The organism is Rhodoferax sp. ZS1R8 (assembly GCF_056521325.1).
Genome location: NZ_JBWMBA010000002.1, coordinates 421713 through 448123 on the forward strand (window position 1 = coordinate 421713; position 26411 = coordinate 448123).

A 26411-nucleotide genomic window follows, 5' to 3' on the forward strand; every position below is an offset into this window, starting at 1 on the left:
AATAGAGGCCAGTTTAATGCTTGCCCCGCTCTGCGGCTGGCCAGCGCCACCAGAGACCTTTATGACCACCACGACGACGGCCTGTGTAAGCCCAAGCTCTTTTCTTACGCTGCATTACCGCCTGAGCGGCCCCGCTGGGGATGTGATCAATACCTTCGGCGGATCGCCCGCCACGCTGACGCTGGGCACCGGCGAGCTGTCTCCGGCCGTCGAGGCCTGCCTGATTGGCATGGAGGAGGGCGCACGCCGCACCTTCGAACTGCCGGCCGGCGCCGCCTTTGGCGAGCGCAACCCCGAGATGCAGCAATGGCTGTCCAGCAAGGAACTCAAGTCTCTGGGCGACCCCAACGAGCAATACGCCGCGGGCGACGTGGTGCAGTTCCCAACGCCAGACGGCCAGGGCCAGTTTGCAGGCGTGGTGCTCCAGGTGGCTGAAGGCAAGGGTGTGCAGTTTGACTTCAACCACCCGCTGGCTGGCCAGCCGGTGGTGTTTGAAGTGCAGTTGATTGGCATCCTATGAACAACACGACTAATGCCCCCACGCTTGTCGCTGGAGGCGGCCTTTCGGCACAGCAACCCCAGGAAATTTTGCTGGCTGAGCCGCGGGGCTTTTGTGCTGGGGTCGACCGGGCCATCGAAATCGTTGAGAAGGCGCTGGCCAAGTTCGGCCGGCCCATCTACGTGCGGCACGAGATCGTGCACAACACCTATGTGGTCAACGACCTGAAAAACCGTGGCGCGATCTTTATCGAGGAGCTGGACGAGGTGCCGCCCGGCGCAACGCTGGTGTTCTCGGCCCACGGTGTCAGCCAGGCCATTCAGAAGGGGGCCGAGCGCCGCGGCTTCCAGATCTTTGACGCCACCTGCCCGCTGGTATCCAAGGTGCACGTCGAAGTAGCCAAGCTGCACAAGGAGGGCTACGAATTCATCATGGTCGGCCACAAGGGCCACCCCGAGGTGGAGGGCACGATGGGCCAGCTCGATAGCGGCATCCATTTGGTGGAGGACGTGGGCGACGTGGCCCGCATCCAGCCCAGCCAGACTGAGCGCCTGGCCGTGGTGACGCAGACCACACTGAGCGTCGACGATGCTGCCGAGATTACTGCTGCCGTCGTCGCGCGTTTTCCGCACGTGCGCCGGCCCAAGCAGCAAGACATCTGCTACGCCACGCAAAACCGCCAGGACGCCGTCAAGATCATGTCGCCCCAGGTGGACATCATGGTCGTCGTGGGCAGCCCGACCAGCTCCAACAGCAACCGCCTGGCCGAATTGGCGCGCAAGCTGGGGGTTGAAAGCTATATGGTGGACTCTGCCGCGGAGCTGCAGACCGAATGGTTTGAAGGCAAGAGCCGCGTCGGCCTGACCGCCGGCGCGTCCGCCCCCGAGATCCTCGTGCGCGAGGTCATCGACCGCATCCGTGCACTGGGCGCTGTGTCCGTGCGCAAAATGAACGGTATTGAAGAAACCATCAAGTTCCCGCTGCCCAAGGGCCTGCGGATCGAGGAATGACAGCTTCCAAGCTGCTATAGTTTACATAGCGCCTTACGCGCTTCCCACGAGGGCTACAGCCCTAATTGACATATAGAAAATCGGTGAAACCATGCTAGACATCAACCTGCTGCGCAAAGACCTGGATTCGGTCATCACCCGTCTGCAAACGCGCAAGAACCCCCAGGCTTTCCTGGATGTGGACGCCTTCAAGGCGCTGGAAGCCGAGCGCAAGACCATCCAGATCCGCACCGAAGAATTGCAAAGCAAGCGCAACACGCTGTCCAAGCAGATCGGCATGCTGAAGGCCAAGGGCACACCAGCCGAGGTCGATGCGGTCATGGCCGAAGTGGCCGGCCTAAAGACCGAACTGGAAACCTCTGCTGCGCGCTTGGACGTGATCCAGGCTGACATGCAGACGCTGCTGCTGGCCGTGCCCAATCTGCCGCACGAATCCGTGCCCGTGGGCGAAGACGAACATGGCAATGTGGAGGTGCGTCGCTGGGGCACACCAAAGGCCATGGCATTCGAGATCAAGGACCATGTGGACATCGGCACACCGTTGGGCCTTGACTTTGAGATGGGCGTCAAGCTGTCGGGTTCACGCTTCACCGTGATGAAGGGGCCTGTGGCCCGGATGCACCGTGCGTTAAGCCAGTTCATGCTGGACCTGCAGACGCAGGAGCATGGCTATACCGAGTGTTATGTGCCGTATATTGTGAATGACGATAGCCTTCGAGGTACCGGTCAACTTCCAAAATTTGAAGAAGATCTGTTTCAGGTTTCTTTTGGTTCGACCAAGAGCAAAGCGGCGGGCGTCGATGTTTATGCAGACAAATTTGAAGCGAACGGCGAAGTCGCTGTGGACGCAAATATCTCTGTTGTCGAGAAGAGTTGGTTTCTGATACCCACCAGCGAAGTGCCGCTGACCAATTTCGTGCGCGACACGGTGGTGGCCGAGGCCGACCTGCCGATCCGGCTTACCGCCCACACACCGTGCTTCCGCTCTGAGGCCGGCAGCGCCGGGCGCGATACACGCGGGCTGATCCGCCAGCACCAGTTCGACAAGGTCGAGATGGTGCAGATCGTGCATCCCGAGAAGAGTTATGAAGCGTTGGACGCCATGGTTGGCCATGCCGAAGCTGTGTTGCAGAAGCTGGGCTTGCCCTACCGCGTGATGAGCCTGTGCACTGGCGACATGGGCTTTGGCGCCGCCAAGACGTTTGATCTGGAAGTGTGGCTGCCCGCGCAGAACACCTTCCGCGAGATCAGCTCGGTGTCAAATATGGGTGATTTCCAGGCGCGTCGTATGCAATCGCGCTTCAAGAACGCCCAAGGCAAGAACGAACTGCTGCACACGCTGAACGGCTCCGGCCTGGCGGTGGGCCGCACGCTGGTCGCAGTGCTGGAGAATTATCAAAACGCCGATGGCTCGGTAACCGTGCCTGAAGCCTTGCGCCCCTACCTGGGCGGGACGGAGACCCTGCGAGCCTGATAGAATCTCTGCTTCGTCCAAACGAAGCACCTAATTAGGAAGAGTGGCAGAGTGGTCGAATGTACCTGACTCGAAATCAGGCGTACCGCAAGGTACCGAGGGTTCGAATCCCTCCTCTTCCTCCAGTGAGCCCATGTTCTGCATGGGCTTTTTGGTTTCTGGGCCTTTTGTGGCCTACCGATTTCCCATCCCGATTCCCCGTTGACCACACCGCGCACGATCACCAACCACGGTGTTCACGGCCCTGGCGAGAAGTTGTTAAGTCGCAGGTGGAAGTTGCCCTAGCCAGATGGACTATTGCTGGGCATGCTGCACCGCGTCAATAATTTGCTGCACCTCAGTTGACGCTGGCGGCGCATAAAAAATCAACACCTCTTTCTTCAGGGATGAACAACTTGTCTAGACGCAAAACTCTCATTGGCGTGGTTCTGGCCTCTTCTGCTTGGGTGGCTCAAGCAAACAATCTTGTAGTCAACGGCAGTTTCGAGGAGACCGCCGCTGGACAGTCTCAAGGACCTGGCTCAATGGGGTCTTACTTCAGCATTCCCGGATGGATCAGTAGCAGCGCTTCGATGGGCGCCCCTATCATGATTGCAAACAATCTGTACGGTGTTGCAGAACAGGGTTCCAGCTACCTGGACCTGAGCCTCCATAGCGAAGTCGAACAAACCATTACGGGCAACGGCAGCTACATCCTCAGTTTCTGGTACTCGCCGCACGAGGGTGCGAGGGCTGGGTACACCGGTATTGATTTCAACCTCGGAAACGTGAATGGCCACGTGTTGGCCAACGCCACCGGCGCTCTCTCGGGCAATGTGTGGCAGCAGTACACGGCTTCCGTAGAATTGAGTGGTGCCACCACGCTGCGATTCTTTTCGACAGCGGGCACCGGTGGCGGTACCTTGGACAACGTGTCCGTCACCTCCGCGGTACCTGAACCGGAATCCTTTGCCTTGATGTTCGCAGGCTTGGCTGCGATCGGGGCCATGGTTCGCCGCCGCAAGGCGGCAACTAACCGTTGCTGCTGAGCTTTTGCAGCAGGCTGGTATCCCCCGCACTGGCTTTTTGTCGGGCCACGGCAAACCACCAGCTGCTGGCCAGGTGAAAGTCGTAGGGTCTGTAACCCTTGGCGCGTGTGGCCTTGGCAAATTCGTCAGCGGCTAACTTGTAATCCTTGTTGATGGCGTAGGCGGCGCTTGGAGGCATGCCCTGTTGCGTTGCATATGCTCTGTCAGCTTGAGCAAAATTCGATGTCCTGCTAATTGACTTGTTCGCAATTTCAACTTGACCAGACGCTAAAGGAGAGAAATCGGGATACGCATCCATGTATCTGATTCCGTTTTCTCGAAAAGTCGGGGTGATTTCAGGTCGATACGGTGCTGGCGCGACACTGAACGGCAGCAGCACCAAAGACAAAGCCCTCACAACCCTCAGCCGCTAGGGCTGGGGTGGTGAGGGCTTTTTTATTCTTCTTTAGCAGCTAAAAGGAATTGCGTTGGGTTCGCTGGCGCCAATAGTCAATGACCTGACGAGGTCGCGGTTCTCACCCTAGGCGTCACCCAGTCATAAGCCCTGCTGGACGGCCGACGATTGCGCAGCCCCCAGCGAGGACTTACCTTCAAGCGCCGAGCGCAAGAACAGTGCGCCATTATTGCGGTCCGACCCCAGCAGCCAAACCGTCCGGGTCGGGCTTGAAGTCCTCCAGCGTGGCGTTGGGATTGTTCTTAAGTTTCTTGCGCATGGCATCAAAGCTGCCAGAGGCTTGCGAGACGGCACGCAGAGCATTGAGCATCAACATGTCAGCCTCCTCGTCGTGCTCCGGGCCTTGTCGGATTAGCGCCTCGGCCTCCGTCAACGCATCTCGGCAACGCTCGTACATACCCAGGGCTTCGAGATCGCGGCGGATACCTTCAATCTGTTTGTAGATCGAAGGAAAGCCCTGCGACAGGTAGAACTCATCAATCCCGCGTCGATACAAGGCCAGGCCACCCAGCATGCCATTCAAATCATGCTCAAAACCAATAACAGACTTTTTTGCTTTCATGCTTCTACCTTCCGCGTTTCGATGGTGCAGGTATCCAAGGTGTTGTGGCCCGTGGGGTCGCGGTTAGCACCCTGGATGTCACCCAGTCATAGACCCTCTGAAGCTGGCCGGCCGACGATTGCACAGCCCCCAGCGAGGATTTACCTTCAAGCGCAGTGCGCAAGATCAGCGCACCATTATCGCGGTTCGGCCCCAAGTCCAACAGCATGTCGATGCGGTTATACAAGCCACTGCCGCTGGGGTCGTAGCTCCAGCGGTTCATGCTCAACAACTGGCCTGGACCTTCGGGAACACCAATACTTTGGTTGTATCGAATTACTGCAGTCCGGGCAACATCGTCCGCGAACAAGCCTTCCTGCAATTGACGAGGCATGTCTGCGGGATAGTGCAACGTACCTGCGTCATAACGCCGCTGCCCTTCTTCGATACCCACGGCAAACGCCTCCTGATAGCGTCGCGTGTTCTCAGCGACCCATTGATCAGGTGCGAGTTTTTCGGTTCCGATTGACTTAATCACCATGGTTTTGGTATCGAGTTCGATAACTCCTTCTCTCATCAACTCGATCTTGCGTATGGCGTCCGTGTATCGTTCGATGACGTCGTTCTTGTCCCAGCGCTGAATGCCGTCCGAGCCAATGCCGGCCACAGCGCCAAGGTCAGATTCTGATGGCAGCACTCGCATCATCCCCAGGTTGCTTTGCAAGGTTTTTTTGAGTTCATCAATCGTGGATTGCTGCGCCGAATCGCTCAGGAGCGGGCCCAGTAGCTTAATGTCGCGGTACAGTTCACCCGCACCCGAAAGTTCGGCTGCCGCTTGGATCAGGCCTTCCGTCCTCTGGTTAACATTCATGCCGTTGACGGTAGAAGGAATGGGGTCCAGCACGTTTGAGCCACCGCCAGGCCTAACTACAGCGCTCCCGCGCACTACCCGAACGGCACCTCCTGCAGCTAGTTGACTACCGTCGTTAATGTCGCCGTATCCCCCCGGAGCATCAGGATCCCAAGCTCCGTTAGGGTCGAAATCTCTGATTACACGGGTATCGTCTGTAAACACCGCTCCGTTAACCAGCGGAGATGATGTGGGCAGTCCGTAAGGATTGTTGACCACTTGTCGCATCGCCACATCCGACGCCCAAGCCTCACCGCCACTGACAGTTGCGTTATTCGTGGTCGTCACCGTGGTGGAGCCGGTGCGCTTGCTCTCCCGCAACCAATCCGCTGCGGCCTCGCCGTCGGTGTACGGGTCGCTGATGAGGTTGGCATCATTGTGCGTAGTGCTGGTATTGGCATACCAAGTGTTGTCCGCCTCGGAGAACGTTACATCAATGGGCGTGGCGTTGCTGGCATTGAGCAGCGCCCGGTTATCGATGTCGTAGTACGTGGGATCCGCCACCTGGTTGGATGCGTTCAGCAATCCCTGGTTGTCCACAGGAGCGGCAGTAGTGCCATTCAACATACTGTTGGTAAACGAGTTGACAAACGAACTGAGTACCTGCGAACTGCTCACATTGCCGTTGTTCGTTACCGCCGTACCCACCACACTACCCGCAAAGCTTCCAATCGCTTGGACCGCCGTGGGCGACACATCAGTACCTTTGAACAATTCAGTCGTCCCCTGGCTGACGCTCGCCGAAATACCGGCAGACACCACGTTACCCCAACTGAAGTGTTCCTGTGCCCCCGTGGCTACCCCCACAGTTTGCGTGATGGCACTGGAGCCCATGGCATTGCCAATCTGGCTGCCAAACAGATTGGCGCTACTCACACCACCGCCCACTGCACCGCCCACCGCACCCATGGCTACAGCACCCCAATCAATATGGCCCTGCTGACCCGTGGCCACTCCAACCACCTGACCTGCCAGTGATCCCGCCGCACCTGCCGCTGCGCCGGACACCATCATGGACGTCGTGGTCCAGGTTGCTGTATTTGCCGCTACTGCTGCTGCAGCCTCCGCTCCCGTCAAGGTAGCACCGCCGGCCGTCGCGGTAGCCGCTCCAAACGCCTCCAATGCCACGCCCGCCGTAACGTACGCGACCACAGCTATCGCCACGATCTCTGCAAGCTGAGCAAACATGTTGCCGTGGTCAACGTAAGGCCGCCAGGAAGCATTCAGCCCCGAAGCTCTTTGTGCAAGAGCCGCCAGTGTTGCATCGTAGCTCTCAAGCTCCTGTGTCCCGTCCCATCCCCCTACCATTAGGGTCTGAGGGCGCACAGCATTGAGATAAAGCTCCTCGGGCGTCGCACCTTCGTACGTGTAGTTGACGCCCGCCTGAGGCCCTTTGAATCTCCCAGAGGCATCCAGCATGTCCGGGTGAATAGTTGCTAAAAACTGGGCGTACTGTGATGCCTGCAGCAACTCAGCATCGGACATCGGCTCTGGTGTCACCAGATCGTAGTTGTAAGTGGGGTCACCGCCGACGCCACCGCTTTGAACAACTGTGCGCCCCGTATTGAGGTAGTCCGCCATGGCCTGGGGCCTCATGTGCAGAGCCCTGGCCGCGTCATTCACACCGATTCCGTATTCCTGCATGGCAGCACGAATCTTGGTCGGGTCGTCTTTGTTCTGGTCCCAGTATTGCGCTATGGCCAGTTGCTTTTGGACGGACGCGACTCGGTCTGCGCTGACACCGTATTGGGTCATGGCAGCCGCAATGGCTGCGTCATCCCCTGCGTGCGCTTGGAGGAAGTTCGCAATGGCAGTGTCGGTTATGGGTGCTGCCGGGGACTGTTGCGGCGTTTGCGTACCGGAACTGGCCAGTGCAAGTATGCGTTCTGCGCTAATACCGTATTGGGCCATGGCGCCAAAGATGGCAGCATCGTCGCCAGCATGTGCCTTGAAGAAGTTGACGATGTCGGCATCCGATATCGTTGCATTTTCAGCCGGTGTAATCTGCAAACCAGCGAGCGCCGCAATACGCTGTGCGCTGATGCCGTACTGGGCCATGGCGGTGATGATGGTCGCCTCATCGCCTACATGTGCCTGGTAGAAGTTGATAATGTCAGCATCCGATATCGCATCCGGCTTAGTCTGCACACCGGCGAGCGCCATGATGTGTTCTGCGCTGACACCGTATTGGGCCATGGCAGTGATGATGGCCACATCATCGCCTGCATGCGCCTTGTAGAAGTTGAGAATGTCGGTATCCGACAGGGTGGCAGTGGTGGCAGGCGTTATCTGCACACCCGCAAGTGCCGCTAAGCGTTCTGCGCTGACACCATACTGGGCCATTGCCGCAATGATGGCCGCGTCATCGCCAGCATGCGCTTTGTAGAAGTTCTCAATGTCGGCATCTGATACCACGGGGGTGGCGGGGGCGGAGCTTGCGGTAGATGCAGGCGTAGTGGACGCAGCGGCTTGTGCCTGGGTAGGTTGCCACCCAGTAACTGCCGCTAGACGGTCTGCGCTGACACCGTATTGGGCCATGGCCGCGGTGATGGCTGCATCGTCGCCTTTGTGCGCTTGGTAGAAGTTTGCAATGTCTGTATCGGACACTGCGGGGGCAACTGCGGCTTGGGACTGGGGTGGTGCAGGGGGTACCCAAACCGGGGCGGGCTCGGCCTGTGCTGAGTGCCAGCCGGTGAGTGCAGTGACGCGGTCAGCGCTGACACCGTATTGGGCCATGGCCGCGGTGATGGCCGCGTCGTCGCCAGCGTGCGCAGAATAGAAGTTAGCGATGTCTGCGTCGGATATGCCCGATGGGTAGTCGGGGGTGTCGTAACGTGAGTAATCGTACATGCTCGATGCTCTTTCTATCTTTTTGGTTTAAGCCTGCGTACCCAGTTGGCTGGGCACGCCCTCCGTGGCTTTGCATTGAAGCTAAGTGCACACGAGCATATATTTTTATAGAGTGCGTGCGTTTTGAACACCCTACAGATGTAGGGGGTCCCCCTCCGCTAAATCAAAAGGCCGAGAAGTAGAATTTTCTATGCAGGAAGTTTTTCAGCGACCTTCATTTGCACTGGACAGCGTGTCCCCTACTAACCGTTGCTGCTGAGCTTTTGCAGCAGGCTGGTGTCGCCCGCACTGGCCTTCTGCCGGGCTACGGCAAACCACCAGCTGCTGGCCAGGTGAAAGTCGTAGGGGCTGTAACCCTTGGCGCGTGTGGCCTTGGCAAATTCTTCGGCGGCTAACTTGTAATCCTTGTTGTTGGCGTAGGCGGCGCTTTGACTCTTGGTCAGCGCTATCCAGTCTGCCTGGGGAATGGGTGCGTCTCCGGCCACCGCTTTGCCCGTGCGCTGGGCGTCGGCAGCTGCTTTGGCGTGGCGCGCGAACGGACCGGTGGCCGTTTCCAGGTACACGATGCCGTATTGGGCGGCCAGCGCTTTGTCGTCTTGCATGCGCTGCACCCAGGCATCGTTCAGTTTGCCCGCGCTGGCTTCAGTCAACTTGTACTTGGCGTAGACCTTGGCATGCAGGCTTTCAGGCGCGGCGGCCAATTCATTCACGTAGCTGGCGTAGCGCTCCAGGCTGAAACCCTGGATGGGTGCCAGTGAAGCAGCGCTGGGCGGCGCAAGTGCCGTGCGGGCAGCACTATTGCCGGATGCCATCTTGCTGCTGTCGTCGTCCTCTTCGTCATCGTCGCTGTTCTGCGGTAGGTTCAACGCGACTAGCGGCTGGCCGAGTAGGGGCTTGGCCTGGTCGCTTTTGGCGATCAGCGCCTCAAGTTCCGATGCGCGCTCTTTGGACGGCGGATGGGTACGAAACAACGAGAAGTTGTCATCGCTGCCGGCCAGCTCCAGCAGTTTCTTCTGCAAGCGCACGGCGCCCATGGGGTTATAGCCGGCGGCGATGACCCACTGCAGCCCCTGGGTATCGGCCTCGCGCTCCTGGTCGCGCGAGAAGGAGCTGGACAGCACTTTGGCCCCGGTGCGCCCCACGGTATGGCCCAACTGGGACGTGCCCAGTTTGTAGTTAATCGCTGCACCCGCAATGGCACCCAGCACACTCAGCACACCTTCCGTGGATTTGGACTTGCTGATGTGCTCCTTGCCGTGGTGGGCGTATTCGTGGGCCAGCACGGCGGCTATGGCGTCACGGTCGTCGTGCAGGGCCTCCAGCAGGCCCCAATTCAGCACCACCCAGCGTTCGCCTTTTTGTTCGGTGGCGTAGGCATTGACATCTTCGTCGTCGGATACCAGCAGGCGCAGCTTGAGCCCGCTTGCCGCAGCCAGTTTCTGCTGCATATGCACCAGGTCCTGGTAAAACAGTTTCTCTGAAGGCTCTTTGGCGGTGGCAGCTGCTTTTGCCACGTCTACCAAGTCTTCAGCCCGCGCACCCGTCGCAAGGCCTAAAGCCCAGCACAGCACGACCAAGCTCGCGTATCCGCGATACCCTTTGGTCCAAACCACCATTGATGTCCCCGTTTCTCAAAAAAATACCAGCACGCGGCTGGTTAGCTTGAAATTTTAGCGAGTCGCTTCCAGGCTTAGGTCTGCGGTACCGACGTAATTGCAGCGTTTTGTAACATCTGCTTGCAAATCAACCGTGGTGCATGTAATATTCGAATTAGCAGCAACGACCTTGATGACGAGGCGGTGCTACTCGCAGCCAGCGAGGCGGTTCGAAAGAGCAAATCTGGCAAGGGCAAACTTGACGAAAGTCAAGGACGCAAAGCTTCCGGGCTCACATGACTGAGGTCATATGCCAGCGGGGTTGCCATCGAAAATGGCAAATTTTCGATGTTGCGTCGCCCTTTATTTGTTAACGCAAACTAAAGGCGGCTGTATGACCAAGCACTCCAACCGAAATATTCCTGTCGAGCAATGGCCCGAATCGTTGGATATTCTGCGTCACCTTGCAACTCTGACTGCACCCATCCCGATCAAGGATGTCGCACACTACGTCAGCGCACCCGAGATTTCCACCCGTAACCGGCTGGCCAAACTGGAAGCCCAAGGCACGGTTCGTGCACTGCGCGCTGCGGCCACGCTGAGCCCCGGCAAGCAGGTGACCTGTACCCACTATGTCATCACCCAGTACGGCAAGGATTGCGCGGGTGGCAGAACGCACGCCCAGGACCAGAGCTTCAGTGTCTGTGCCAACAGCGTGTTTTCGTGGGCAGCGGCTGTCGGTTCCGGTCAGTCCATGAAGCGCTGAGCCGCGCGCACACTACCGTTCGATGGCGAGCAATTCGACGTCGAAGTTCAGTGTGGCGTTAGGTGGCACCATGCCGCCTGCACCCCGTTCACCATAAGCGGTAGCGGCGGGGCAGGTCAGTTTGACCTTGCCGCCGACCTTCATCTTCTGCACGCCTTGGGTCCAGCAGCGTATCACCTGGCTCAGCGGAAACACCGCGGGTTCGTTGCGCTTGTACGAGCTGTCGAACTCAGTCCCATCCAACAAAGTACCCCGGTAGTGCACCTTGACCCGGTCCGTGGCCATGGGCATGGCGCCTTTGCCCACGACGGTATGCGCAATAACAACGCCAGAGGCCAGTGTCTCCGTCTCGACGGCAGCCGCGGCATGCGCGCCAAGGGCGGTGAGTGAAAGGAAAAAAGGAATCAGCAGGAAATGGGGTGTCATGGAAACGTATAGCGTGTAGATAAAAAAAATGGCGCTGCATCGAGGTGCAGCGCCAATGTGAGCGCGTGCTGTCGCCTTAAGTTCCCGCAGACAGCGACTCCAACGCCGCACCCACTGCGGTCGCTTCCACAGCCAAAGGCTCCAGTTGGCCTGCTAGCGTAGCCAACGCACCAGCACCCTCCCGGGTCAACAGGGCAATCGCCTGGCCCGCATCCTTGGGCGACGCGAACCCCAAGCTTTGCAACAGCAGGCGCCCCTGGGCGTCGACGAATTTAAAACGGAACTGGCCATCGGCCTCCCGGTACTGCTTGAAACTGGGCAGGGCTGCCTTGGCGACTTTCTGGGTGCTGGGTTGGGACTGGTCGCCCAGCTTACGTATACCAACCGCATGGCGCAGCGCAGCCATGAAGGGCGTGGCCTGCTGGCGGGCCTTGGTGGCACCAGCCAGCAATATCGCTTCGATCTTGGCCGGGTTGTTGATCAGGTTTTGGTAGGTTTCGCGCATGGGCGCAATTTCGCGGTCAATACGCTCCAGCAGGGTCAGCTTGGCATCACCCCACGCAATGCCGTCGGCATAGGCCTTGCGCAGCGCCTGGGTTTCTTCGTCGCTGGCAAAGGCCTGGTAGATCTGGAACAGTGCCGAGCCATCGGTGTCCTTGGGCTCGCCCGGTGCGCGCGAATCGGTGACGATGCCGGCAATCAGCTTCTTCAATTGCTCGCGTGTCGCAAACAAGGGGATGGTGTTGTCATAGCTCTTGCTCATCTTGCGGCCATCCAGGCCGGGCAAGGTGGCCACCGATTCTTCAATCTCGGCCTGCGGCGGCACAAAGTGCTCGCCATAGCGGTGGTTGAAGCTGTTGGCCATGTCGCGCGCCATCTCGATGTGCTGGATCTGGTCGCGCCCCACCGGCACCTTGTGGGCATTGAACAGCAAGATGTCCGCGCCCATCAGCACCGGGTACATGAATAGGCCCGCAGTCACGTCGGCATCTGGGTCCTGGCCGGCGGCGGTGTTTTTGTCCACTGACGCCTTGTAGGCATGGGCGCGGTTGAGCACACCCTTGCCGGTAACACAGGTCAAAAACCACGTGAGTTCGGGGATCTCGGGAATGTCAGACTGGCGGTAGAACGTGACCCGCTCGGGGTTCAGCCCCGCGGCCAGCCAGCTAGCGGCAATCTCCAGCGTGGAGCGCTGGATGCGGGCGGGCTCGTCGGTCTTGATCAGCGCGTGGTAATCCGCCAGGAAGTAAAAACTCTCTACACCGGCCGTTTGGCTAGCCCGCACGGAGGGGCGGATGGAGCCCACGTAATTGCCCAGGTGGGGCGTGCCGGAGGTCGTGATGCCGGTCAGGAAGCGGGTGGTCGGTTGGGGCATAACACTATCAGTTGAAAAGGTAAACCAGGGGTGTGGTCAGTAGTTGCAGCGCGGCCAGAGCCAGGCCACGAATGGGGTTCATCCACAACGGGCCCAACACCTGCATGAAGGCCAGCAGCAGAATAATCCAAATGCTCCAAGGCTCAATTTTTGCCAACTGCATCGCATACTTGGGCGGCAACGAAAACAGCAGCACGCGTCCGCCTGCCAGCGGCGGCACGGGCAGCAACTGGAACGCAAACAGGCTCAGGCAAACCATGACGCCTGCCCGGCAGGATTCCAGAAAAAAGGCCTCTTGCACCTGCAGGATGGCAAGCAGGTTCAGCGCGATGTACCACAGCAATGCCATCACAAACAGCGCAATCGGGCTGGCCATCTCTACCCAGATAGCACTGTTTTTGTGGTGGCGCAGGTTGCGGTAGTCGATGGGTATAGGCTTGGCGCTGCCGAAGATGAACGACCCGTTGGTCATGAAAAACATGGCCATTGGAATCACGATGGTCTCTAGCGGCGCGATATGGTTGGTCGGGTTCCAGGTGTGGCGCCCTTGGCTCCAGCCGGTCTTGTCACCCTGCCAGTACGCGACGTGGCCGCGTGCGGCCTCGGACAGTGTGATTGCCAGGAGCAGGGGTATCGCCAAGATGGCGGCTTGCTGGATGAGGGAGCCAAAGTCCATGTGTTCGTTCTCTATTCCGAAGATGTCTACTAGAGGCCCAGGCGGGCAAGATCGCCGCGGCCCTGGCGTATCAGTTGCGGCTCGGCACCCGTCAGGTCAATCACCGTGGTGGGCTCCAGGGCGCAAGCCCCTGCGTCCATGACACCAGCAATCACTTTTTCGAAGCGTTCGCGGATTTCGTTGGCGTCGTTCATGGGCTCGGTTTCGCCGGGTGCTATCAAAGTAGTAGCTAACAATGCAGATCCGTAGAGGGCTAGCAGCTCTTGCAGCGCTGTGTGCTCGGGCACGCGCAGGCCGATGGTCTTGCGTGACGGGTGGCTGACGCGGCGCGGCACTTCCTTGCTGGCTTCCAGGATGAATGTGTAAGGCCCGGGTGTGGCGGACTTGAGCAGGCGGTACTGCGTGTTGTCGACACGCGCGTAGCTGGCCAGTTCGCTGAGGTCGCGGCACAGCAGTGTCAGGTGGTGCTTGTCGTCCACACCGCGGATGCGGCGCAGGTTGTCCACCGCGGCCTTGTCGTCCAGGTGGCAGACCAGCGCATAGCTGGAGTCCGTGGGCACGGCCAGGATGCCACCTTTTTCCAACAGACCCACGGCTTGTTTCAAAAGCCGCGGTTGGGGATTGTCCGGGTGGACTTCGAAAAACTGCGCCATACCAACAGCGCGCTATTGGATGCGCGATGCCAGCAAGTCCCACACAGGGGTCAGGTTGGCGGGCAAGAAGGGCAGGGTGCCGAGTTCGGTATGGCTTTCATCCGGGCTGTGGAAATCGCTGCCGCGCGACGCGGCAAGGCCGAATTCGCGGGCGGTGTCGGCGTAGACGCTGTACTCGGGCACGGAGTGGCTGCCGGTCACCACCTCGACGCCTTGGCCGCCCAAGGCCTTGAACTCTGTGAACAACGCAAACTCTTGATTGGGCGTGAATTTGTAGCGCGCCGGATGCGCAATCACGGCCATGCCGCCGGCACCGGTGATCCAGCTTACGGCATCCCTCAGCGTGGCCCAACGGTGCGGCACAAAACCGGGCTTGCCTTCAATCAGAAATTTTCGGAACACTTCATTGGTGTCGCGGCACACGCCAGATTCGATCAGGAAGCGTGCGAAGTGGGTGCGTGAGATCAGCTCCGGGTTGCCGACGAACTTGAGAGCGCCTTCGTACGCCCCCTTGATGCCGACTTTGGCCAGCCCGTCGGACATCTCCATGGCGCGCACATCACGTCCACCCCGGGTGCGGCGCAGGCCTTCTACCAGGTCGGGATTCGAAGCGTCAAACCCCAGGCCGACGATGTGCACCGTCTTGTCGATGAAGGTGATGGAAATCTCTGTCCCTGTCAGGTAGCGCATGCCGCAGGCCTTGGCGGCGGCGGCGGCGCGGGCTTGGCCACCGATCTCGTCGTGGTCGGTCAGCGCCCACAACTCCACACCGTTGGCGCTGGCGCGCTCGGCCAGGGCTTCGGGCGCGAGCGTGCCGTCCGAAACCGTCGAATGGCAGTGGAGGTCGGCGTTTTGTATGGGGATCACCCACGCATTTTAGGCGCTGCCCTGCATGGGCCTGTGGAATTCCATCGCAATCCTGCTGCCGGGGTGGGCAAAACCCAACGCACAGGCGTGCAGCAGCAGGCGCGGCGCCAGCGCGGTTATAGCCGGGGGTGCATACAGCGCATCCCCCAGGATGGGGTGGCCAATGGCCTGCAGATGCAGCCGCAGCTGGTGGGTGCGGCCGGTCAGCGGTTCCAGCAGCACGTGGCTGGTATTGCGCCGGGCATCGAACTGCTGCAGTTGCAGACGCGTTTGGCTGGGCTTTCCGGTTTCGCGGTTGATGACCCGTAGCGGCCGGTTCGGCCAGTCGACGGCTATTGGCAGGTCAATCACGCGCCAGGCATCGCCCGTGGGAGCGACGGCGCCGTGGACGATGGCCTCATACCGCTTGGTGATCTGCCGGTTGGCAAAGGCCTCGCTCAGCGCCCGCTGGGCGGCCGCGCCGCGCGCCATGATGATGAGCCCGGAGGTGGCCATGTCCAGCCGGTGCACCACCAGCGCGTCGGCAAATCGGGCCTGCACGCGGGCGCTCAGGCAGTCTTGCTTGTCCGGCCCGCGGCCGGGCACCGACAACAGCCCGGAGGGCTTGTCCAGCACGATGATGGCCTCGTCGGCGTGGACGATGCAGATGTCCGGCTCAGCAGTCGGCTGGGGCTCAGCTGGCATCGCCGCCCGCAATCAGGCGTTGCACGGTCTCGCAAAACTCGCTGACATCGTTGGGCTTGTAGATCAGCGCGCTGGCGCCCTCGCGGATGGCGCTTTGCTCCAGCTCCGGCGTCACATAGCCAGAAGCCAGCGCCACCGGCAGGTCCGGGCGTATCAGCTTGGCCTGGCGCAACAGGTCTATGCCGCTGTAGCCGGGCATGTTGTAGTCGGTCACCAAGATGTCAAAGGCTTGTGCATCAGCGCGCAACGCGACCTGGGCTTCGTGGGGGTCAGTGAAGGTGGTGACGGTAAAGCCCTTGCGCTTGAGCACCCGTGCTATCAAAAACACCAGGGACTGGTCGTCGTCCACGTACATGACGTGGCGGCCCTTGCCGACGATGGGCTCGGGGGCCGCCAACTCCTCCTCAGCGATGGGCGAAATCGCCGCCTGCTGCGTGGGCGGAAAATACAGCGTGAACTCACTTCCCTCACCGGGCACGCTTTGTACGTCGATGGCGCCTTGGTGGGTCTGCATGATGCCGTGGACGACGGACAATCCCAGGCCCGTACCCTGGCCCACCTGGCGGGTGGTGAAGAAGGGCTCGAAAATTCGCGCCAGCGTCTCGGGCGTCATGCCGGCGCCGGTGTCGCGCACCCCTACCGTCACGTAGTTGCCCGGGGCCAGACCCAGCTTCCCGCTCAGCGGCTGGGCCAGTTGTACGCTAGCCAGCTCGATGTTCAAAGACCCCTTCTTGCTGCCTATTGCCAATATGGCGTTGGTACACAGGTTCAGCAGGGCCTGTTCCACCTGCGTGGTGTCGGCCAGCACTGCCGCAGTACCGGGCGCCATGCGCACTTGGAGGTTCACCAGCGGGGGCAGCGCCATGCGCACCAGGCGCGCTGCCTCAAGCACCACGTCGTCCATTGCAATCGGCTGGCGCTTGGGCACCTCGTTGCGGCTGAAGGTCAGAATCTGGCGTACCAGGTCGCGCGCGCGCCGGCCGGCTTTCTCTATCTCTTGCAGGCTGGTCAATGCTGGCGAAGCGGCTGCCGTGTCCTGCTTGGCCAGGTCCACGTTGCCCAGAATGGCGCTGAGGATGTTGTTGAAATCGTGTGCAATGCCGCCAGCCATCGTGCCCATGGCCTGCATCTTTTGTGACTCGCGCAATTGCGTTTCCAGCGTGACGCGCCTTGCCTCTGCCAGCTTGGCGGCCGTCAGGTCGCGCGCAAAGATGGTAGTCACTTCGCCATGTGGTCCTTGCATGCCGCGCCGGGCTATCAGCTCCGAGACCGGTAGATCCGAATGTGCGCGTGGGGTCAGGCGCCGCTCCAGCGAGACGCTGATTTCTACAAAGATCTCGCGCCCCAGCAGCGTGGTGGCGGCAAACTCTCCTAGCGTGGCCTGTGTGGAAACCCCACCCCCTGCCAGCGTCGCCTCTACCTGGGGCAAAAACCGGCCCAGCTTGCTACCCAGGGCCTGGTCGGCAGGACACTGGAACAGCGCCGTGGCAGCCGGGTTGAACACCGTGATGCGCCGCTCTTCGTCAATGCACAAAATGGCATCCAGCGACGAGTTGATGATGGCCGCCATGCGGTTCTCGCTGAGCAGCAAATCCTCATTGCGTTGTTGCAACACGGCGGCGCTCTTCTGCAGCGCGTGGCGCTGCGCCAGCAGGGGCCCCTGGTCGATGATGGCGCAGATGAAGTGGGCCAGGTCACCCTGTGGATTCTCGATGCGGGCCATGTGCAGGTCGCCGGTGAAGCTGCCCTGTGAGCCTGCCAGAAACACCACTTCGCTGACTTCGCTGGTGCCGCTGGCCTTGGCGCCGGTGAAGGCAACCGCCACCGCATCGGCGTGGTCAGGCCCCACAAAGGGCAGCAAAAAATGCAGCGGCGGATCGCTCTCTTCTGGCTGGAAGAGGCGCAGTGCCATTGCATTGCTGGCCATGACCAGGCCTTCCTCGTCCACGACCATCAGCGCCAGCGGCACGTTGGAGAAAAGCGTCGCAAAGCGCTCGGACGCGCCCTCGGCCTCCTGCTGGCTGTAGCGCAGCGCCTTGTTCTGCACCTCCAGTTCGGCCTGGTATTTGCGCAGGTCTTCGATCATCTGCGACGGCGCATAGCCATCGACGATCAGGCCCTGCTCGGCGCGCAGCGCGGCGTCAGAGGCTTGCGCGGTACGGCTGACAACGCGGAATTTTTTACGGCGGGAGGGGGTGTTCATGCGCCCGAAGTCCAGGGGGTTGTTGGTCACTGTGGAGCCGCCGTATAGATGACGTGGTTGCCGGGCGCAAAGCGTGCGGTCTGCAAGGGGCTGTTGGCGGCGATGAAGGCGCGCAGCACCTCGGCATCGACGTAGCCTGTGTCCACATAGCTGGGGTGACCGGTGACATTGGGGTAGCCGTCACCGCCTACGGCCGTGAAGTTGTTGATGACCATGCGGTATGTTTTGCCAGGGTCGATCGGCGTGCCGCGGATGCGGGCGCTGGTGACTGCCCCTGCCGTGATGACCATGTCAACGCCCGAGACGTGTGGAAAGCCACCGGCGCCCTGGCTCATGCGGGCGGCTGTCGCCAGGTAGTCCAGCACCTCGTGGCCGGTCAGGTCCAGCGTGACCAGCGTGTTGCCAAACGGGTGCACCTTGAGGATGTCCTTGTAGGTGATGGTTCCTGCAGGCAAGGAGTCACGGATGCCGCCAGAGTTCATGATCGCAAAGTCTGCGCGCGTTTTCTCCATCATGGCCTGGCCTATGACCATGCCCAGATTGGTGGCCGCCTTGCGCACGTTGCGGTCACCGTCCAGCTTGGCGTCCACGGTGCCCACCGGCACCAGCAGTTTGCTTTGGCCGAATTGCTGGTAAGGCTGTAGCAACGCCAGCATCTCGGCGTTTTCGGCAATGGGCGTGGTGTAGTGCACCATGCGCGTGGTGCCGTTCGCATCGGTGACCGGCTTTTTCAGGTTGATGGGAATCAGCGCGTATTTGACCAGCGTGAAGTTGCCATTGCGGTACTGAAAATCGGCCCGCCCCACATACTTGCCCCACTCATGGGCCTGCACGATCCACGTGCCGTTTTGCCGGTCCGGTTGGCAGGGCGTACCGGGCACGTATTCGGTGTCCATGACGTTTTCGGCGCGCATGCAGGCTGGGTTCTGTGTGTGGCCGCCCACGACTAGGTCGATGCCGTTGACGGCGCGGGCCATCTCTACATCGCCTGGCGCCTGTATGCCGTGGCGGCCGTTTTCATAGTGGCCCATGTGGGTGGCGGCGATGACGATATCGGACTGCGCGCGCAGTGTGGGCACCAGCTTGGCAGCCTCTTGAATCGGGCTGCGGAATTCCACGTCCTGCATATGGGCCGGGTTGCCCAGCTTTTGCGTGTCTTCGGTGGTCAGGCCCATCACCGCGACGCGCACGCCGCCCAGCGTAAACATCTGGTAGGGCGCAAACATGCGTTCACCGCGCTGGTAGATATTGGCCGACAGGATAGGGAAGGCGGCCAGCTTGCGCTGCATGGCCAGTACCGCAGGCGGCTTGTCAAACTCGTGGTTGCCGACCGCCATCGCGTCATAGCCCAGCAGGTTCATGCCCTTGAAGTCGGGCACAGCCTCCTGCAGATCGGACTCGGGCACGCCGGTGTTGACGTCCCCGCCGTCCAGCAACAGGCTGTAGCCCCCGGCCGCGGCGACCTCGGCGCGTATGGCATCGACGACGGTCTTGCGTGCCGCCATGCCGTATTCGCCATCGCTGTTTTGCCAGAAGCGGCCATGGTGGTCATTGGTGTGCAAGATGGTGATGGCGACGGTTTTGTCCTGCGTCGGTCCACCGGGTTGCAGGTGGGAGCAGGCCGCCAATGCCAGCGCCAGGCTGGCGGTCCATACGGGCTTGAAGATTCGCATGGGCCTGATGTTAGCGGCTCCTCTGGTGCCCGGGGGCCAGATGTTCAGAGGCGCAGGAACAGCTTGCGCTGGTACAGCCACCGCAGCGCCAGCAGTTGTAACAGCAGCAGGCCCAGCGCATACAGCAGCGGCTGCAGGTTGGTGGGGCTGGCCGCGATCCAGCCACCAAACAAACTTTTGACACTGAACTCCCACATCACCAGGCTCGTGCCCAGGTAGATCAAAATAGCGTTCTGGCCCAGCCAGTACAGCGGCTGGGACAGGCGTGCCGGCCGCTGCCCCAGCAGCAGGTCAAAGGCCAGCAACAACAGCACACTGATGCCGCTGGTCAGCAACGTGAATGAACCGGTCCACAGCGACTTGTTCAGTGGGTAGAACGGATGCAGCAGGCAGGCCACCAACACCAGCGTACTGCCCATGCCGGCCAGCACCAGCAGGCGCCGCCGTGGCGCCCCGGCCTGTATCCGCCAAATGGTGCCGGTGAACGCGCCGATCAGGCAGTTGCCGATAGCACCGATCTGCGAATACAGCCCCTCGGGATCAAAGGGTGCGTTGCGGTAGGTGATGCCGGGCAACCAGGCTTGGTCGATCAGTGCATTCAGCGATCCTGCTTCGGTCAGCGGCCACTGCAGTTGCACCACTGAATACACCACCAGCACGACCGCAGTCAGCACCACCACCGTCCGCGTGCGCAAATGCCACAGCAGCATGGCCGCCACAAACCACGCGATACCAATGCGCCCCAGCACGCTGGCATAGCGCACGGCTGCGGGGTCGGCCGGCATGCCGGTGCCCCAGCCGTGGTTGTAGACGACACCCAGCAGTATCAGCAACAACAGGCGGCGCAGCGCACGTGCGTACTGCGGCCGGCGCGTGGCCAGCGGCACGCCGGTCAACGAATGTCCCTGCAGCCCCAGGCTGACCCCGGAGATGAAGATGAACAGTGGGAAGATCAGGTCGTAGAACGTGAAGCCATGCCAAGGGCTGTGCTCAAACTGCTGCGCCAGCGTGTGCCAGATGGACCAGCCTGTCCAGGCGAACAGCGCTGCGGGCAAGAGCTCGCCCCCAATCAGCCAGAACATGTCCAGGCCGCGCAGCGCGTCCAGTGCTGGCAGGCGGGTGGTGGAGGGAGCGGCAGCGGTGGCCATTGCGTGGGCATGGGTGGTCGCCTGGGGCTTGTTGGTCATGGAGATAGGCCGCTCACAAAGTGGTAAGAAGTTTGCAAAGGCCGGATTATTGACAGAAAGAGCGCTGGTGCGGCGTTGCCGTGCCTCTATGCATGCAAAATCGTGGCTCTGATGTAACTTGCTTTCACCATATGCACTTTCTACCTTGGTTGGCGGCTTCGCCGATTCTTCGATGCGGTGCATTTCTGCTTGCCGTGTTGGCACCGGCGACCTACGGGTAGACGCCCACGCAACCCTATCAGGTCGAAGTATGGGCGCGCGTGCTGTTCGATACCGAGGGCCAGGCGACGCAGTGCACGGCGGTCGAGGTGACTGCGTTGCCGGGCATGCCCGGGAGTGTTCGCCGCTTTGCGAAGGCATCGCTGGATGGCAGGCCCCAGGACTGCAGGCAGGACAAGTTCAGAAGATATTCAACAGCCGTTGAGCCCTAGAGCCTTTGAGTCGCTTGACGCAGCTGCTGCTGACCCTGTGGTGGGCGACTGCGCCGACAGGCAAAATACGAGCAGTGAAAACGGCCTGTAGCCCTCGTGAAATATGCGTATGTAGCTATCAAAAATGTAGCTGGCTATGCCGGCTTCATCGGTAGGCCATGGACAGCAGCAACAGCCCCAAGGCAACGATAAAACAATTCCTGGGCACGCTGAACCAAAACCGGTGGGCCAGGTAAATGTAGAGCGCCGGCACCAGCAGCAAGCCCAGATTCAGCACGGCGGAGGACTGCAAATAGCCCGGGTTTTCGAGCGCCAGCGTGGTGTAGAACCAGCCGAAAAGCACCATGCCCAGACTGTGGCTCAGATGGAAGCCCTGGATGGCATTCCACAGATTCCCGGGTTTGGTCAGGCCGACTTTGCCACTCTTAAGTTGTGCCACCAGGCCTGGGTCATGGGGCTCCAGCTTCGTGCTGAACAGCGTCAGCGCTGCATGCCCGATACCGAGGATCACAAACACCGAACAGCCGAGTATCAGAAGTGTGTCGCTCATGGTGTGCTTTCGCAGGGCGCCGCTGCGCGTGGCAGTAAGCGGGTCATGGCGCGGGTTTGCGCAGCAGTGCCCACAGCGCTGGCACCACCAACCAGAAGCCAGACGCCGGCATCAACAGCACGGCCGCTGCGCACAGCAGCAGCAACGACCAGCCCACGTGGCGCAGCATGGCATGCTGGCCGCCGCGTTCCAACGCGGTCGTTGCTTGGGCCAGCACGGCCAGCAGGAAGCCGAACAGCATGAAGAAGGCCACGGCCGCGCGCCGCGGGTCTTGACCCACGGTGTTGAAAAATCCCAACTGCGCCATCGCCAGTAAATCGGCGCGGAACACGACCAGGCCAAACACCGTGTGCAGTGCGGCTACCACCATCAGCCAATAGCCGATCCAGTGGCGGGGTGGGGAGTGTGCAGACAGCATCGGGTATACCTTTCAATGGATCCAGGGGTTGGTGGTGCGCACCCGCGCACCCAAGGTTTTGAGTAACTGCGTCAGCCCCAGATACGCCCGGTCAAAGTAGGGCAGGTCGGGCGGCACCGCCCGCAAGAACTGCACGGCCTGGCGCTGGTGTTCGGGTTTGGAGCCGGGGTAGGGCGGGTGATGGGCGAAGTCGTAGACCGGCGCCATGAAAGGCAGGCGCTGCCAGGCTTGCATGCCGGACAGAGCGGGTAGCAGTTCGGTGCAAAATTCGTGCGCGCTCAGCGTGTGGTCAATCAAGCCCAGGGCCCGATACGCCTGCTGGATGCGGGCGGTGTCCAGGGGCGTGTGCAGCACAGCGGACCAGACGGTCGAGATGGCATCGCAAAAGTCGGGGCTGAGCACCCGCGTGCAACCAAAATCCAGCAAACCCAATTGTCCGTCGGGCATGAACAGGTAGTTGCCGGGGTGCGGGTCTGCTTGTACGCGGTGCAACACAAAAGCGCAGTGCAGAAAGGTGTCGAATAGCAACTGGCCATACCGGTCGCGCTGTTCCTGGCTGGGCTGGGTCAACAGCCATTCGTTGACGTGCTGTCCAGCCAAGTGTTGCATGGTCAGCACGCGCTTTGTCGTGCGGTCCATCACCGGTTGTGGGATGACCAGGCCGGGCAGCGTCAGGTGTTGTGCAAACCACTGCAGCGCCTGGGCCTCATGCAGATAATCCAACTCTTCGGCCAGTTTCAACTCGATGTCGGCCATCACGCGGTCGATGATGCCTGTCTTGGGCAGTGCGTCCGAATGACCGCCCAGCGTTTGCAGCAGGCTGCGCAGCATGCGCATATCACTGCCGATGGACGCTGCCATGCCAGGGTATTGCAGCTTGACCGCCACGGCGTCTCCATTGGCCAGCGTGGCAGCGTGGACCTGGCCCAGGCTGGCGGCTGCAAAGGCCTGGGGCTCGAACTGCGGGAACAGTGCATGCGGGTCCTGGTCAAATTCCTGGCGCAGGACTTTGATGACCAGCGCGCGGTTCAGCGGTGTGACCTGGTAGTGGGCGCGGGCCAGTTCCTGGCGCATGCCTTCGGGCAGAAACCCCAGCTCCATGCTCATCAGTTGCGAGGCTTTGAGGGCCGTGCCCTTGAGCTGGTTCAGCGCGGCAAACAGGATGCGGCCAAGATCGGCCTCGTGTGCGGCGCGCGCCTGGGCCTGTTGCGCTTCGTCCCGGGTCAGCGACTGCGCCTTGTGGCCCAGATGCGCAAGGCCGGCACGTGCTACCGCCATGCCGGCAATGGCGCCGCGCGACAGCCGCCCGGTGCTGGGCAGCTCGGATGGTTTGCTGTTCTTCTTAGCCATGGGCTACTTGCGCCAGCATGCGCGGCACGATGACACTGTGCACCGGGCCGACGATGGCCATGTACAGGCGCCCCAGGCGGTTGTGGATGTGCACCACGGTGCTCAGCGACACCATGGGCCTGTTGTCCACCACGTGTTTGACCAGCGACAACTGCACGTGCAGATGTTTGTCGTTGTCAAACAAAATCACTTCATCCGGCTGCAGGTACTGCAGACCGAAGATGCCCACGCGGTCGCCAAGGTGGAAGGCGCTGGCCGGTTTGCGGTGGATGTCGGTCGACAAATTGCCCAGGTGCTTGAGCCCGACCAGGCGCACGGCCTGGTTGCGCATCGCCATCAGCGCATTCATCCAGCCTGGGGTGCGTGCGGTGAGGGTCAGGTAGGTTTCGAATGCGGTCTGGTCCGGCCACAAGTCGTCAAACTGGTAGCAGTCGGCAAAGTCGGAACCGGGCAGGGTCTGGGCGATGCGGCTACCGCTGGGTAGGTCACAAAGGATAGGTTTCATTTGCGTGCTCCCCCCAGGCCGCGGCGCGCCAGTTGGAGCAGATCCAGCAGGCCCGAGCCATCGTGCATCAAGCGCGCCATCTGGCTGCGCACCATGAAGCCACCCAATTCCAGCAGCTTGTCAACCAGGCCACTCTGCAGCGCCAGCACCAGCACGCCCAGGCTCAGGTCTACCATTTGCGTGGTGTTGGCAAACTGTTCCGATTCATCGCGCAGCCAGTAGGCCATGACGCCATACACATAGTCCGCCAACAACCCGGCCAGACTGGGCTTGAAGCCACAGGGCACGATTTCTTTGCTGGTTTCGGCTTGCTCCAGCATCTGGATGAATGCAGTTTTTAGCAGCGGCTTGCCCGGCAATTGCTCGCCCAGCAGCAGCATGGGTGCGCGTTCGATCAGACCGCGCGCCAGGGCTACAAATTCGCGGTCGGCCAGCAAGATCTCCAGCAGGCTCTCGATCAGTAGCTGCATGCGCTCGTGCAGCGTAAAGTCTTTGTTCCATGGTGCTTTCTCTGCCCGCACCAGCGCGTCGCTTATGGCCTGCTCAAAGTACGCTGTAATTAATTTTTCTTTAGTGGGGAAGTATTTGTAGATGGTGGCGTCGCCGATGTCGGCGGCGCGTGCAATCTGCTTCATCGTTGTGCCTTCAAACCCGTGTTGGGTCATCAGGTCCACGGCCGTCTTGATGATGAGGCGGTGGCTCTTGGCTTGTTGGGCTTTGGTGGTGCGCATAAGGGTTTCAAAGCAAAAAATGGGTTGCCGCGAGCGTGGTCTGGCTGGGCCTGCCCCACAGAAAAGGCGATGCAACACGCTTGTTTAAAGACGGGTTGGCGGCGCATTCGTTCATAGATGCGTCCAGACCTGGCTGAGGCCCAGCAGGTGGACCGCCCCAAAGACGATGCAGATCAGCGAGCTCCACAGGTAGAAGGGCGTTGACCGATCGGGGGCCAAGACCAGTAGCGGAACAATGGCCAGGCCTCGCACCAGGTATATGCCTGTGATGGTGGTGAGCGCCAATCGGAGCAAGGGCAGTGGTTCGATGATGCCCGCGCCTGACAACGCATAGGCGGACCACAGCGCCAGAACCGTGGCGATGCCCAAGGTAACGATGGTGGGGTACACGCGACCCGCCTCCGCCGCCAAAGCCATCCGCTCGCCGGCGCCGAAAAAGCGATACCACTGCGCGCCGCCGATGACGATGCCAACGTGTAGCAACGCTGCGACGGCGCTTAAGGCTGCAGCAACCACGAGAGGTGCGTTGGGTTCAGTCGCCATGCCGCGCTTTCGTGTCAGAGTTCCTTCTCACGCCGGGTGCACCGGCGATGAACAGATAGACGGCAAATACCTTTGCGCTGAATGCAGATTTGGACATATTTCCTCAGTTGGACAGCAGGGTTAAAAAGTGGCCTGGATCTGTGTGGTTCCAAGCCATGCGCAGACGGCGATGGCCAACAGGCCGATCCAGCCCGGGTGTTTGGCCCGAGTGCCAAAGAAAACCAACACGGCTCCGACCAACGCTGCAATGGCAATGGCTTGCACGCCAAACCCAGTCGAAACTTCCGGTGCGACAGGCAGAGCCAAGCGCAACAACACAGCGCCCAAACACCAACCGAAAACGGTGACGATGTGCCAAGTGGCCCAAATGATGCGGACGTGCCGTTCGTGTAGCAGCTTGCCGCCGTTGGTGGGCACCAGGCCACCGCCCTGGCGTAAACGTTGAAAAATCAGCTTCTCACCGAGCACGGAATGCACCAGCCCGACCACAAAGGCGAAGGCTGCTCCAGCGACAAAATATGTATTCATGAGTAGTCCTTGTTCAGGGATATGCTCAAGCCAGTGGCAGCCATCCGTAGCCCACACCTACCAGCACCGGTGCGACAAATAGTGGTGCCCAGAACGGCGATTTTGGGAAGGCCGCAGTACCCAGCACGGCGGTGATGGTGGCGTAGATGCCTAACAGGCGTAAGAGCGCCAGATCACTCTGGGCCACGGCGTGGATGCCGACCTGGCCGGCCAGCATTAGCAAAGGCCCGAAGATCAAAAACCAAAAGGCAGTGCGGCGCACCTCGGGCACTGCAAACTTTCCGACAAAGCCGGCGCTCACCGCATCGGCGACCGGACCTTTGTAACGCACCAGACCAAAAACAATGTGGCCAATGCCCAGCAAGAACATGAACCAGGATGCAGGGTTTGCCATGGTGGACTCGTCTTTCTGCGTTGTTTAAGTGCATTAACTATACATTAAATACATTATTTTTGAATTTAATAAATAGCAAATTCTGTTAGT

26 protein-coding genes, 1 tRNA gene and 1 riboswitch are annotated in these 26411 nt (G+C 60.6%); of the genes, 6 read left to right on the top strand and 21 right to left on the bottom strand.

Annotation, left to right across the window (positions count from 1 at the left end; all coding sequences use genetic code 11):
• The first annotated feature begins 61 nt into the window (after positions 1–61).
• From AC097P_RS08005 to AC097P_RS08025, 5 genes are all read left to right on the top strand, one after another.
• Complete coding sequence (locus AC097P_RS08005; RefSeq protein WP_479609865.1) at positions 62–520, top strand: FKBP-type peptidyl-prolyl cis-trans isomerase; 459 nt, start codon at positions 62–64, stop codon at positions 518–520.
• Entirely contained in the window at positions 517–1509 is a 993-nt protein-coding gene (ispH, locus tag AC097P_RS08010) for a 4-hydroxy-3-methylbut-2-enyl diphosphate reductase (RefSeq protein WP_479609866.1), read from the top strand. The genes AC097P_RS08005 and ispH overlap by 4 nt, the downstream gene beginning before the upstream one ends.
• Before the next feature lie 91 nt (positions 1510–1600).
• Entirely contained in the window at positions 1601–2983 is a 1383-nt protein-coding gene (serS, locus tag AC097P_RS08015; protein ID WP_479609867.1) for a serine--tRNA ligase, read from the top strand.
• A 37-nt stretch (positions 2984–3020) separates the two neighbouring features.
• A tRNA-Ser gene (locus tag AC097P_RS08020) sits at positions 3021–3108 on the top strand.
• A 462-nt stretch (positions 3109–3570) separates the two neighbouring features.
• On the top strand, positions 3571–4011 hold the full coding sequence (locus tag AC097P_RS08025) for a PEP-CTERM sorting domain-containing protein (protein WP_479609868.1): 441 nt from the start codon (positions 3571–3573) through the stop codon (positions 4009–4011).
• Here AC097P_RS08025 and AC097P_RS08030 read toward each other — a convergent pair.
• The 4 genes from AC097P_RS08030 to AC097P_RS08045 all read right to left on the bottom strand — a co-directional run bounded on the left by AC097P_RS08030 (position 3995) and on the right by AC097P_RS08045 (position 10280).
• On the bottom strand, positions 3995–4189 hold the full coding sequence (locus AC097P_RS08030; protein ID WP_479609869.1) for a hypothetical protein: 195 nt from the start codon (positions 4187–4189) through the stop codon (positions 3995–3997). The two genes, AC097P_RS08025 and AC097P_RS08030, sit on opposite strands and share 17 nt — an antisense overlap.
• Before the next feature lie 442 nt (positions 4190–4631).
• On the bottom strand, positions 4632–5027 hold the full coding sequence (locus tag AC097P_RS08035; protein ID WP_479609870.1) for a hypothetical protein: 396 nt from the start codon (positions 5025–5027) through the stop codon (positions 4632–4634).
• Between the two features lie 4 nt (positions 5028–5031).
• Positions 5032–8766, bottom strand: coding sequence for a hypothetical protein (locus AC097P_RS08040; RefSeq protein ID WP_479609871.1), 3735 nt, complete (start codon positions 8764–8766; stop codon positions 5032–5034).
• 242 nt (positions 8767–9008) lie between these two features.
• Complete coding sequence (locus AC097P_RS08045) at positions 9009–10280, bottom strand: M48 family metalloprotease (protein ID WP_479609872.1); 1272 nt, start codon at positions 10278–10280, stop codon at positions 9009–9011.
• 323 nt (positions 10281–10603) lie between these two features.
• Positions 10604–10691: riboswitch (cyclic di-GMP riboswitch) on the top strand.
• 64 nt (positions 10692–10755) lie between these two features.
• Between AC097P_RS08045 and AC097P_RS08050 the strand changes: the two genes are divergently transcribed.
• Positions 10756–11127: a hypothetical protein gene (locus AC097P_RS08050; RefSeq protein ID WP_479609873.1), complete on the top strand. Its 372-nt coding sequence runs from the start codon at positions 10756–10758 to the stop codon at positions 11125–11127.
• Positions 11128–11139: 12 nt separating this feature from the next.
• Here AC097P_RS08050 and AC097P_RS08055 read toward each other — a convergent pair whose 3' ends face one another.
• The 17 genes from AC097P_RS08055 to AC097P_RS08135 form a co-directional block, all read right to left on the bottom strand.
• Positions 11140–11553: an FKBP-type peptidyl-prolyl cis-trans isomerase gene (locus AC097P_RS08055; protein ID WP_479609874.1), complete on the bottom strand. Its 414-nt coding sequence runs from the start codon at positions 11551–11553 to the stop codon at positions 11140–11142.
• Between the two features lie 76 nt (positions 11554–11629).
• Positions 11630–12928 carry a tryptophan--tRNA ligase gene (locus AC097P_RS08060; RefSeq protein ID WP_479609875.1) on the bottom strand — a complete coding sequence of 433 codons (1299 nt, stop codon included), beginning with the start codon at positions 12926–12928 and terminating at the stop codon, positions 11630–11632.
• Positions 12929–12935: 7 nt separating this feature from the next.
• On the bottom strand, positions 12936–13604 hold the full coding sequence (locus AC097P_RS08065) for a site-2 protease family protein (RefSeq protein ID WP_479609876.1): 669 nt from the start codon (positions 13602–13604) through the stop codon (positions 12936–12938).
• 29 nt (positions 13605–13633) lie between these two features.
• Entirely contained in the window at positions 13634–14257 is a 624-nt protein-coding gene (locus AC097P_RS08070) for an L-threonylcarbamoyladenylate synthase (protein ID WP_479609877.1), read from the bottom strand.
• A 12-nt stretch (positions 14258–14269) separates the two neighbouring features.
• Positions 14270–15124, bottom strand: coding sequence for a 3',5'-nucleoside bisphosphate phosphatase (locus AC097P_RS08075; RefSeq protein ID WP_479609878.1), 855 nt, complete (start codon positions 15122–15124; stop codon positions 14270–14272).
• Between the two features lie 9 nt (positions 15125–15133).
• A complete protein-coding gene (locus AC097P_RS08080; protein WP_479609879.1) occupies positions 15134–15808 on the bottom strand; it encodes a pseudouridine synthase in 675 nt (224 codons plus the stop codon).
• A complete protein-coding gene (locus AC097P_RS08085) occupies positions 15798–17894 on the bottom strand; it encodes a hybrid sensor histidine kinase/response regulator (RefSeq protein ID WP_479610425.1) in 2097 nt (698 codons plus the stop codon). Before AC097P_RS08085 ends, AC097P_RS08080 begins: the two co-directional genes overlap by 11 nt.
• 143 nt (positions 17895–18037) lie before the next feature.
• Positions 18038–19684 carry a bifunctional UDP-sugar hydrolase/5'-nucleotidase UshA gene (gene ushA, locus AC097P_RS08090; RefSeq protein WP_479609880.1) on the bottom strand — a complete coding sequence of 549 codons (1647 nt, stop codon included), beginning with the start codon at positions 19682–19684 and terminating at the stop codon, positions 18038–18040.
• Between the two features lie 44 nt (positions 19685–19728).
• Positions 19729–20871 carry a hypothetical protein gene (locus tag AC097P_RS08095; protein WP_479609881.1) on the bottom strand — a complete coding sequence of 381 codons (1143 nt, stop codon included), beginning with the start codon at positions 20869–20871 and terminating at the stop codon, positions 19729–19731.
• Between the two features lie 576 nt (positions 20872–21447).
• Positions 21448–21852, bottom strand: coding sequence for an LIC_13387 family protein (locus AC097P_RS08100; protein WP_479609882.1), 405 nt, complete (start codon positions 21850–21852; stop codon positions 21448–21450).
• A 43-nt stretch (positions 21853–21895) separates the two neighbouring features.
• Positions 21896–22270: a DUF6463 family protein gene (locus AC097P_RS08105; RefSeq protein WP_479609883.1), complete on the bottom strand. Its 375-nt coding sequence runs from the start codon at positions 22268–22270 to the stop codon at positions 21896–21898.
• Between the two features lie 12 nt (positions 22271–22282).
• The gene (locus AC097P_RS08110; RefSeq protein ID WP_479609884.1) at positions 22283–23620 is read right to left on the bottom strand and encodes an ABC1 kinase family protein; all 1338 of its coding nucleotides are present in this window, start codon (positions 23618–23620) and stop codon (positions 22283–22285) included.
• Complete coding sequence (locus AC097P_RS08115; RefSeq protein WP_479609885.1) at positions 23613–24125, bottom strand: DUF2867 domain-containing protein; 513 nt, start codon at positions 24123–24125, stop codon at positions 23613–23615. Before AC097P_RS08115 ends, AC097P_RS08110 begins: the two co-directional genes overlap by 8 nt.
• On the bottom strand, positions 24122–24856 hold the full coding sequence (locus tag AC097P_RS08120; RefSeq protein WP_479609886.1) for a TetR/AcrR family transcriptional regulator: 735 nt from the start codon (positions 24854–24856) through the stop codon (positions 24122–24124). The genes AC097P_RS08115 and AC097P_RS08120 overlap by 4 nt, the downstream gene beginning before the upstream one ends.
• 111 nt (positions 24857–24967) lie before the next feature.
• Positions 24968–25399: a hypothetical protein gene (locus AC097P_RS08125; RefSeq protein WP_479609887.1), complete on the bottom strand. Its 432-nt coding sequence runs from the start codon at positions 25397–25399 to the stop codon at positions 24968–24970.
• A 120-nt stretch (positions 25400–25519) separates the two neighbouring features.
• Positions 25520–25927 (bottom strand): hypothetical protein, encoded by a 408-nt coding sequence (locus tag AC097P_RS08130; RefSeq protein ID WP_479609888.1) that lies wholly within the window; start codon positions 25925–25927, stop codon positions 25520–25522.
• Positions 25928–25952: 25 nt separating this feature from the next.
• Entirely contained in the window at positions 25953–26321 is a 369-nt protein-coding gene (locus AC097P_RS08135; protein ID WP_479609889.1) for a DUF6463 family protein, read from the bottom strand.
• Positions 26322–26411: the final 90 nt, after the last annotated feature.

Excerpts from the sequence above, each read along its gene's own strand:
- AC097P_RS08125 (WP_479609887.1), bottom strand. The coding sequence starts at position 25,399 with ATGGCGACTGAACCCAACGCACCTCTCGTGGTTGCTGCAGCCTTAAGC.
- AC097P_RS08005 (WP_479609865.1), top strand. The coding sequence starts at position 62 with ATGACCACCACGACGACGGCCTGTGTAAGCCCAAGCTCTTTTCTTACG.
- AC097P_RS08110 (WP_479609884.1), bottom strand. The coding sequence starts at position 23,620 with ATGGCTAAGAAGAACAGCAAACCATCCGAGCTGCCCAGCACCGGGCGG.
- AC097P_RS08085 (WP_479610425.1), bottom strand. The coding sequence starts at position 17,894 with ATGATCGAAGACCTGCGCAAATACCAGGCCGAACTGGAGGTGCAGAAC.
- AC097P_RS08100 (WP_479609882.1), bottom strand. The coding sequence starts at position 21,852 with ATGAGCGACACACTTCTGATACTCGGCTGTTCGGTGTTTGTGATCCTC.
- AC097P_RS08105 (WP_479609883.1), bottom strand. The coding sequence starts at position 22,270 with ATGCTGTCTGCACACTCCCCACCCCGCCACTGGATCGGCTATTGGCTG.
- AC097P_RS08060 (WP_479609875.1), bottom strand. The coding sequence starts at position 12,928 with ATGCCCCAACCGACCACCCGCTTCCTGACCGGCATCACGACCTCCGGC.
- AC097P_RS08030 (WP_479609869.1), bottom strand. The coding sequence starts at position 4,189 with ATGCCTCCAAGCGCCGCCTACGCCATCAACAAGGATTACAAGTTAGCC.
- serS (WP_479609867.1), top strand. The coding sequence starts at position 1,601 with ATGCTAGACATCAACCTGCTGCGCAAAGACCTGGATTCGGTCATCACC.
- AC097P_RS08025 (WP_479609868.1), top strand. The coding sequence starts at position 3,571 with ATGATTGCAAACAATCTGTACGGTGTTGCAGAACAGGGTTCCAGCTAC.
- AC097P_RS08130 (WP_479609888.1), bottom strand. The coding sequence starts at position 25,927 with ATGAATACATATTTTGTCGCTGGAGCAGCCTTCGCCTTTGTGGTCGGG.
- AC097P_RS08055 (WP_479609874.1), bottom strand. The coding sequence starts at position 11,553 with ATGACACCCCATTTCCTGCTGATTCCTTTTTTCCTTTCACTCACCGCC.
- AC097P_RS08135 (WP_479609889.1), bottom strand. The coding sequence starts at position 26,321 with ATGGCAAACCCTGCATCCTGGTTCATGTTCTTGCTGGGCATTGGCCAC.
- AC097P_RS08050 (WP_479609873.1), top strand. The coding sequence starts at position 10,756 with ATGACCAAGCACTCCAACCGAAATATTCCTGTCGAGCAATGGCCCGAA.
- AC097P_RS08080 (WP_479609879.1), bottom strand. The coding sequence starts at position 15,808 with ATGCCAGCTGAGCCCCAGCCGACTGCTGAGCCGGACATCTGCATCGTC.
- ispH (WP_479609866.1), top strand. The coding sequence starts at position 517 with ATGAACAACACGACTAATGCCCCCACGCTTGTCGCTGGAGGCGGCCTT.
- AC097P_RS08120 (WP_479609886.1), bottom strand. The coding sequence starts at position 24,856 with ATGCGCACCACCAAAGCCCAACAAGCCAAGAGCCACCGCCTCATCATC.
- AC097P_RS08040 (WP_479609871.1), bottom strand. The coding sequence starts at position 8,766 with ATGTACGATTACTCACGTTACGACACCCCCGACTACCCATCGGGCATA.
- ushA (WP_479609880.1), bottom strand. The coding sequence starts at position 19,684 with ATGCGAATCTTCAAGCCCGTATGGACCGCCAGCCTGGCGCTGGCATTG.
- AC097P_RS08070 (WP_479609877.1), bottom strand. The coding sequence starts at position 14,257 with ATGGCGCAGTTTTTCGAAGTCCACCCGGACAATCCCCAACCGCGGCTT.
- AC097P_RS08115 (WP_479609885.1), bottom strand. The coding sequence starts at position 24,125 with ATGAAACCTATCCTTTGTGACCTACCCAGCGGTAGCCGCATCGCCCAG.
- AC097P_RS08095 (WP_479609881.1), bottom strand. The coding sequence starts at position 20,871 with ATGACCAACAAGCCCCAGGCGACCACCCATGCCCACGCAATGGCCACC.
- AC097P_RS08065 (WP_479609876.1), bottom strand. The coding sequence starts at position 13,604 with ATGGACTTTGGCTCCCTCATCCAGCAAGCCGCCATCTTGGCGATACCC.
- AC097P_RS08035 (WP_479609870.1), bottom strand. The coding sequence starts at position 5,027 with ATGAAAGCAAAAAAGTCTGTTATTGGTTTTGAGCATGATTTGAATGGC.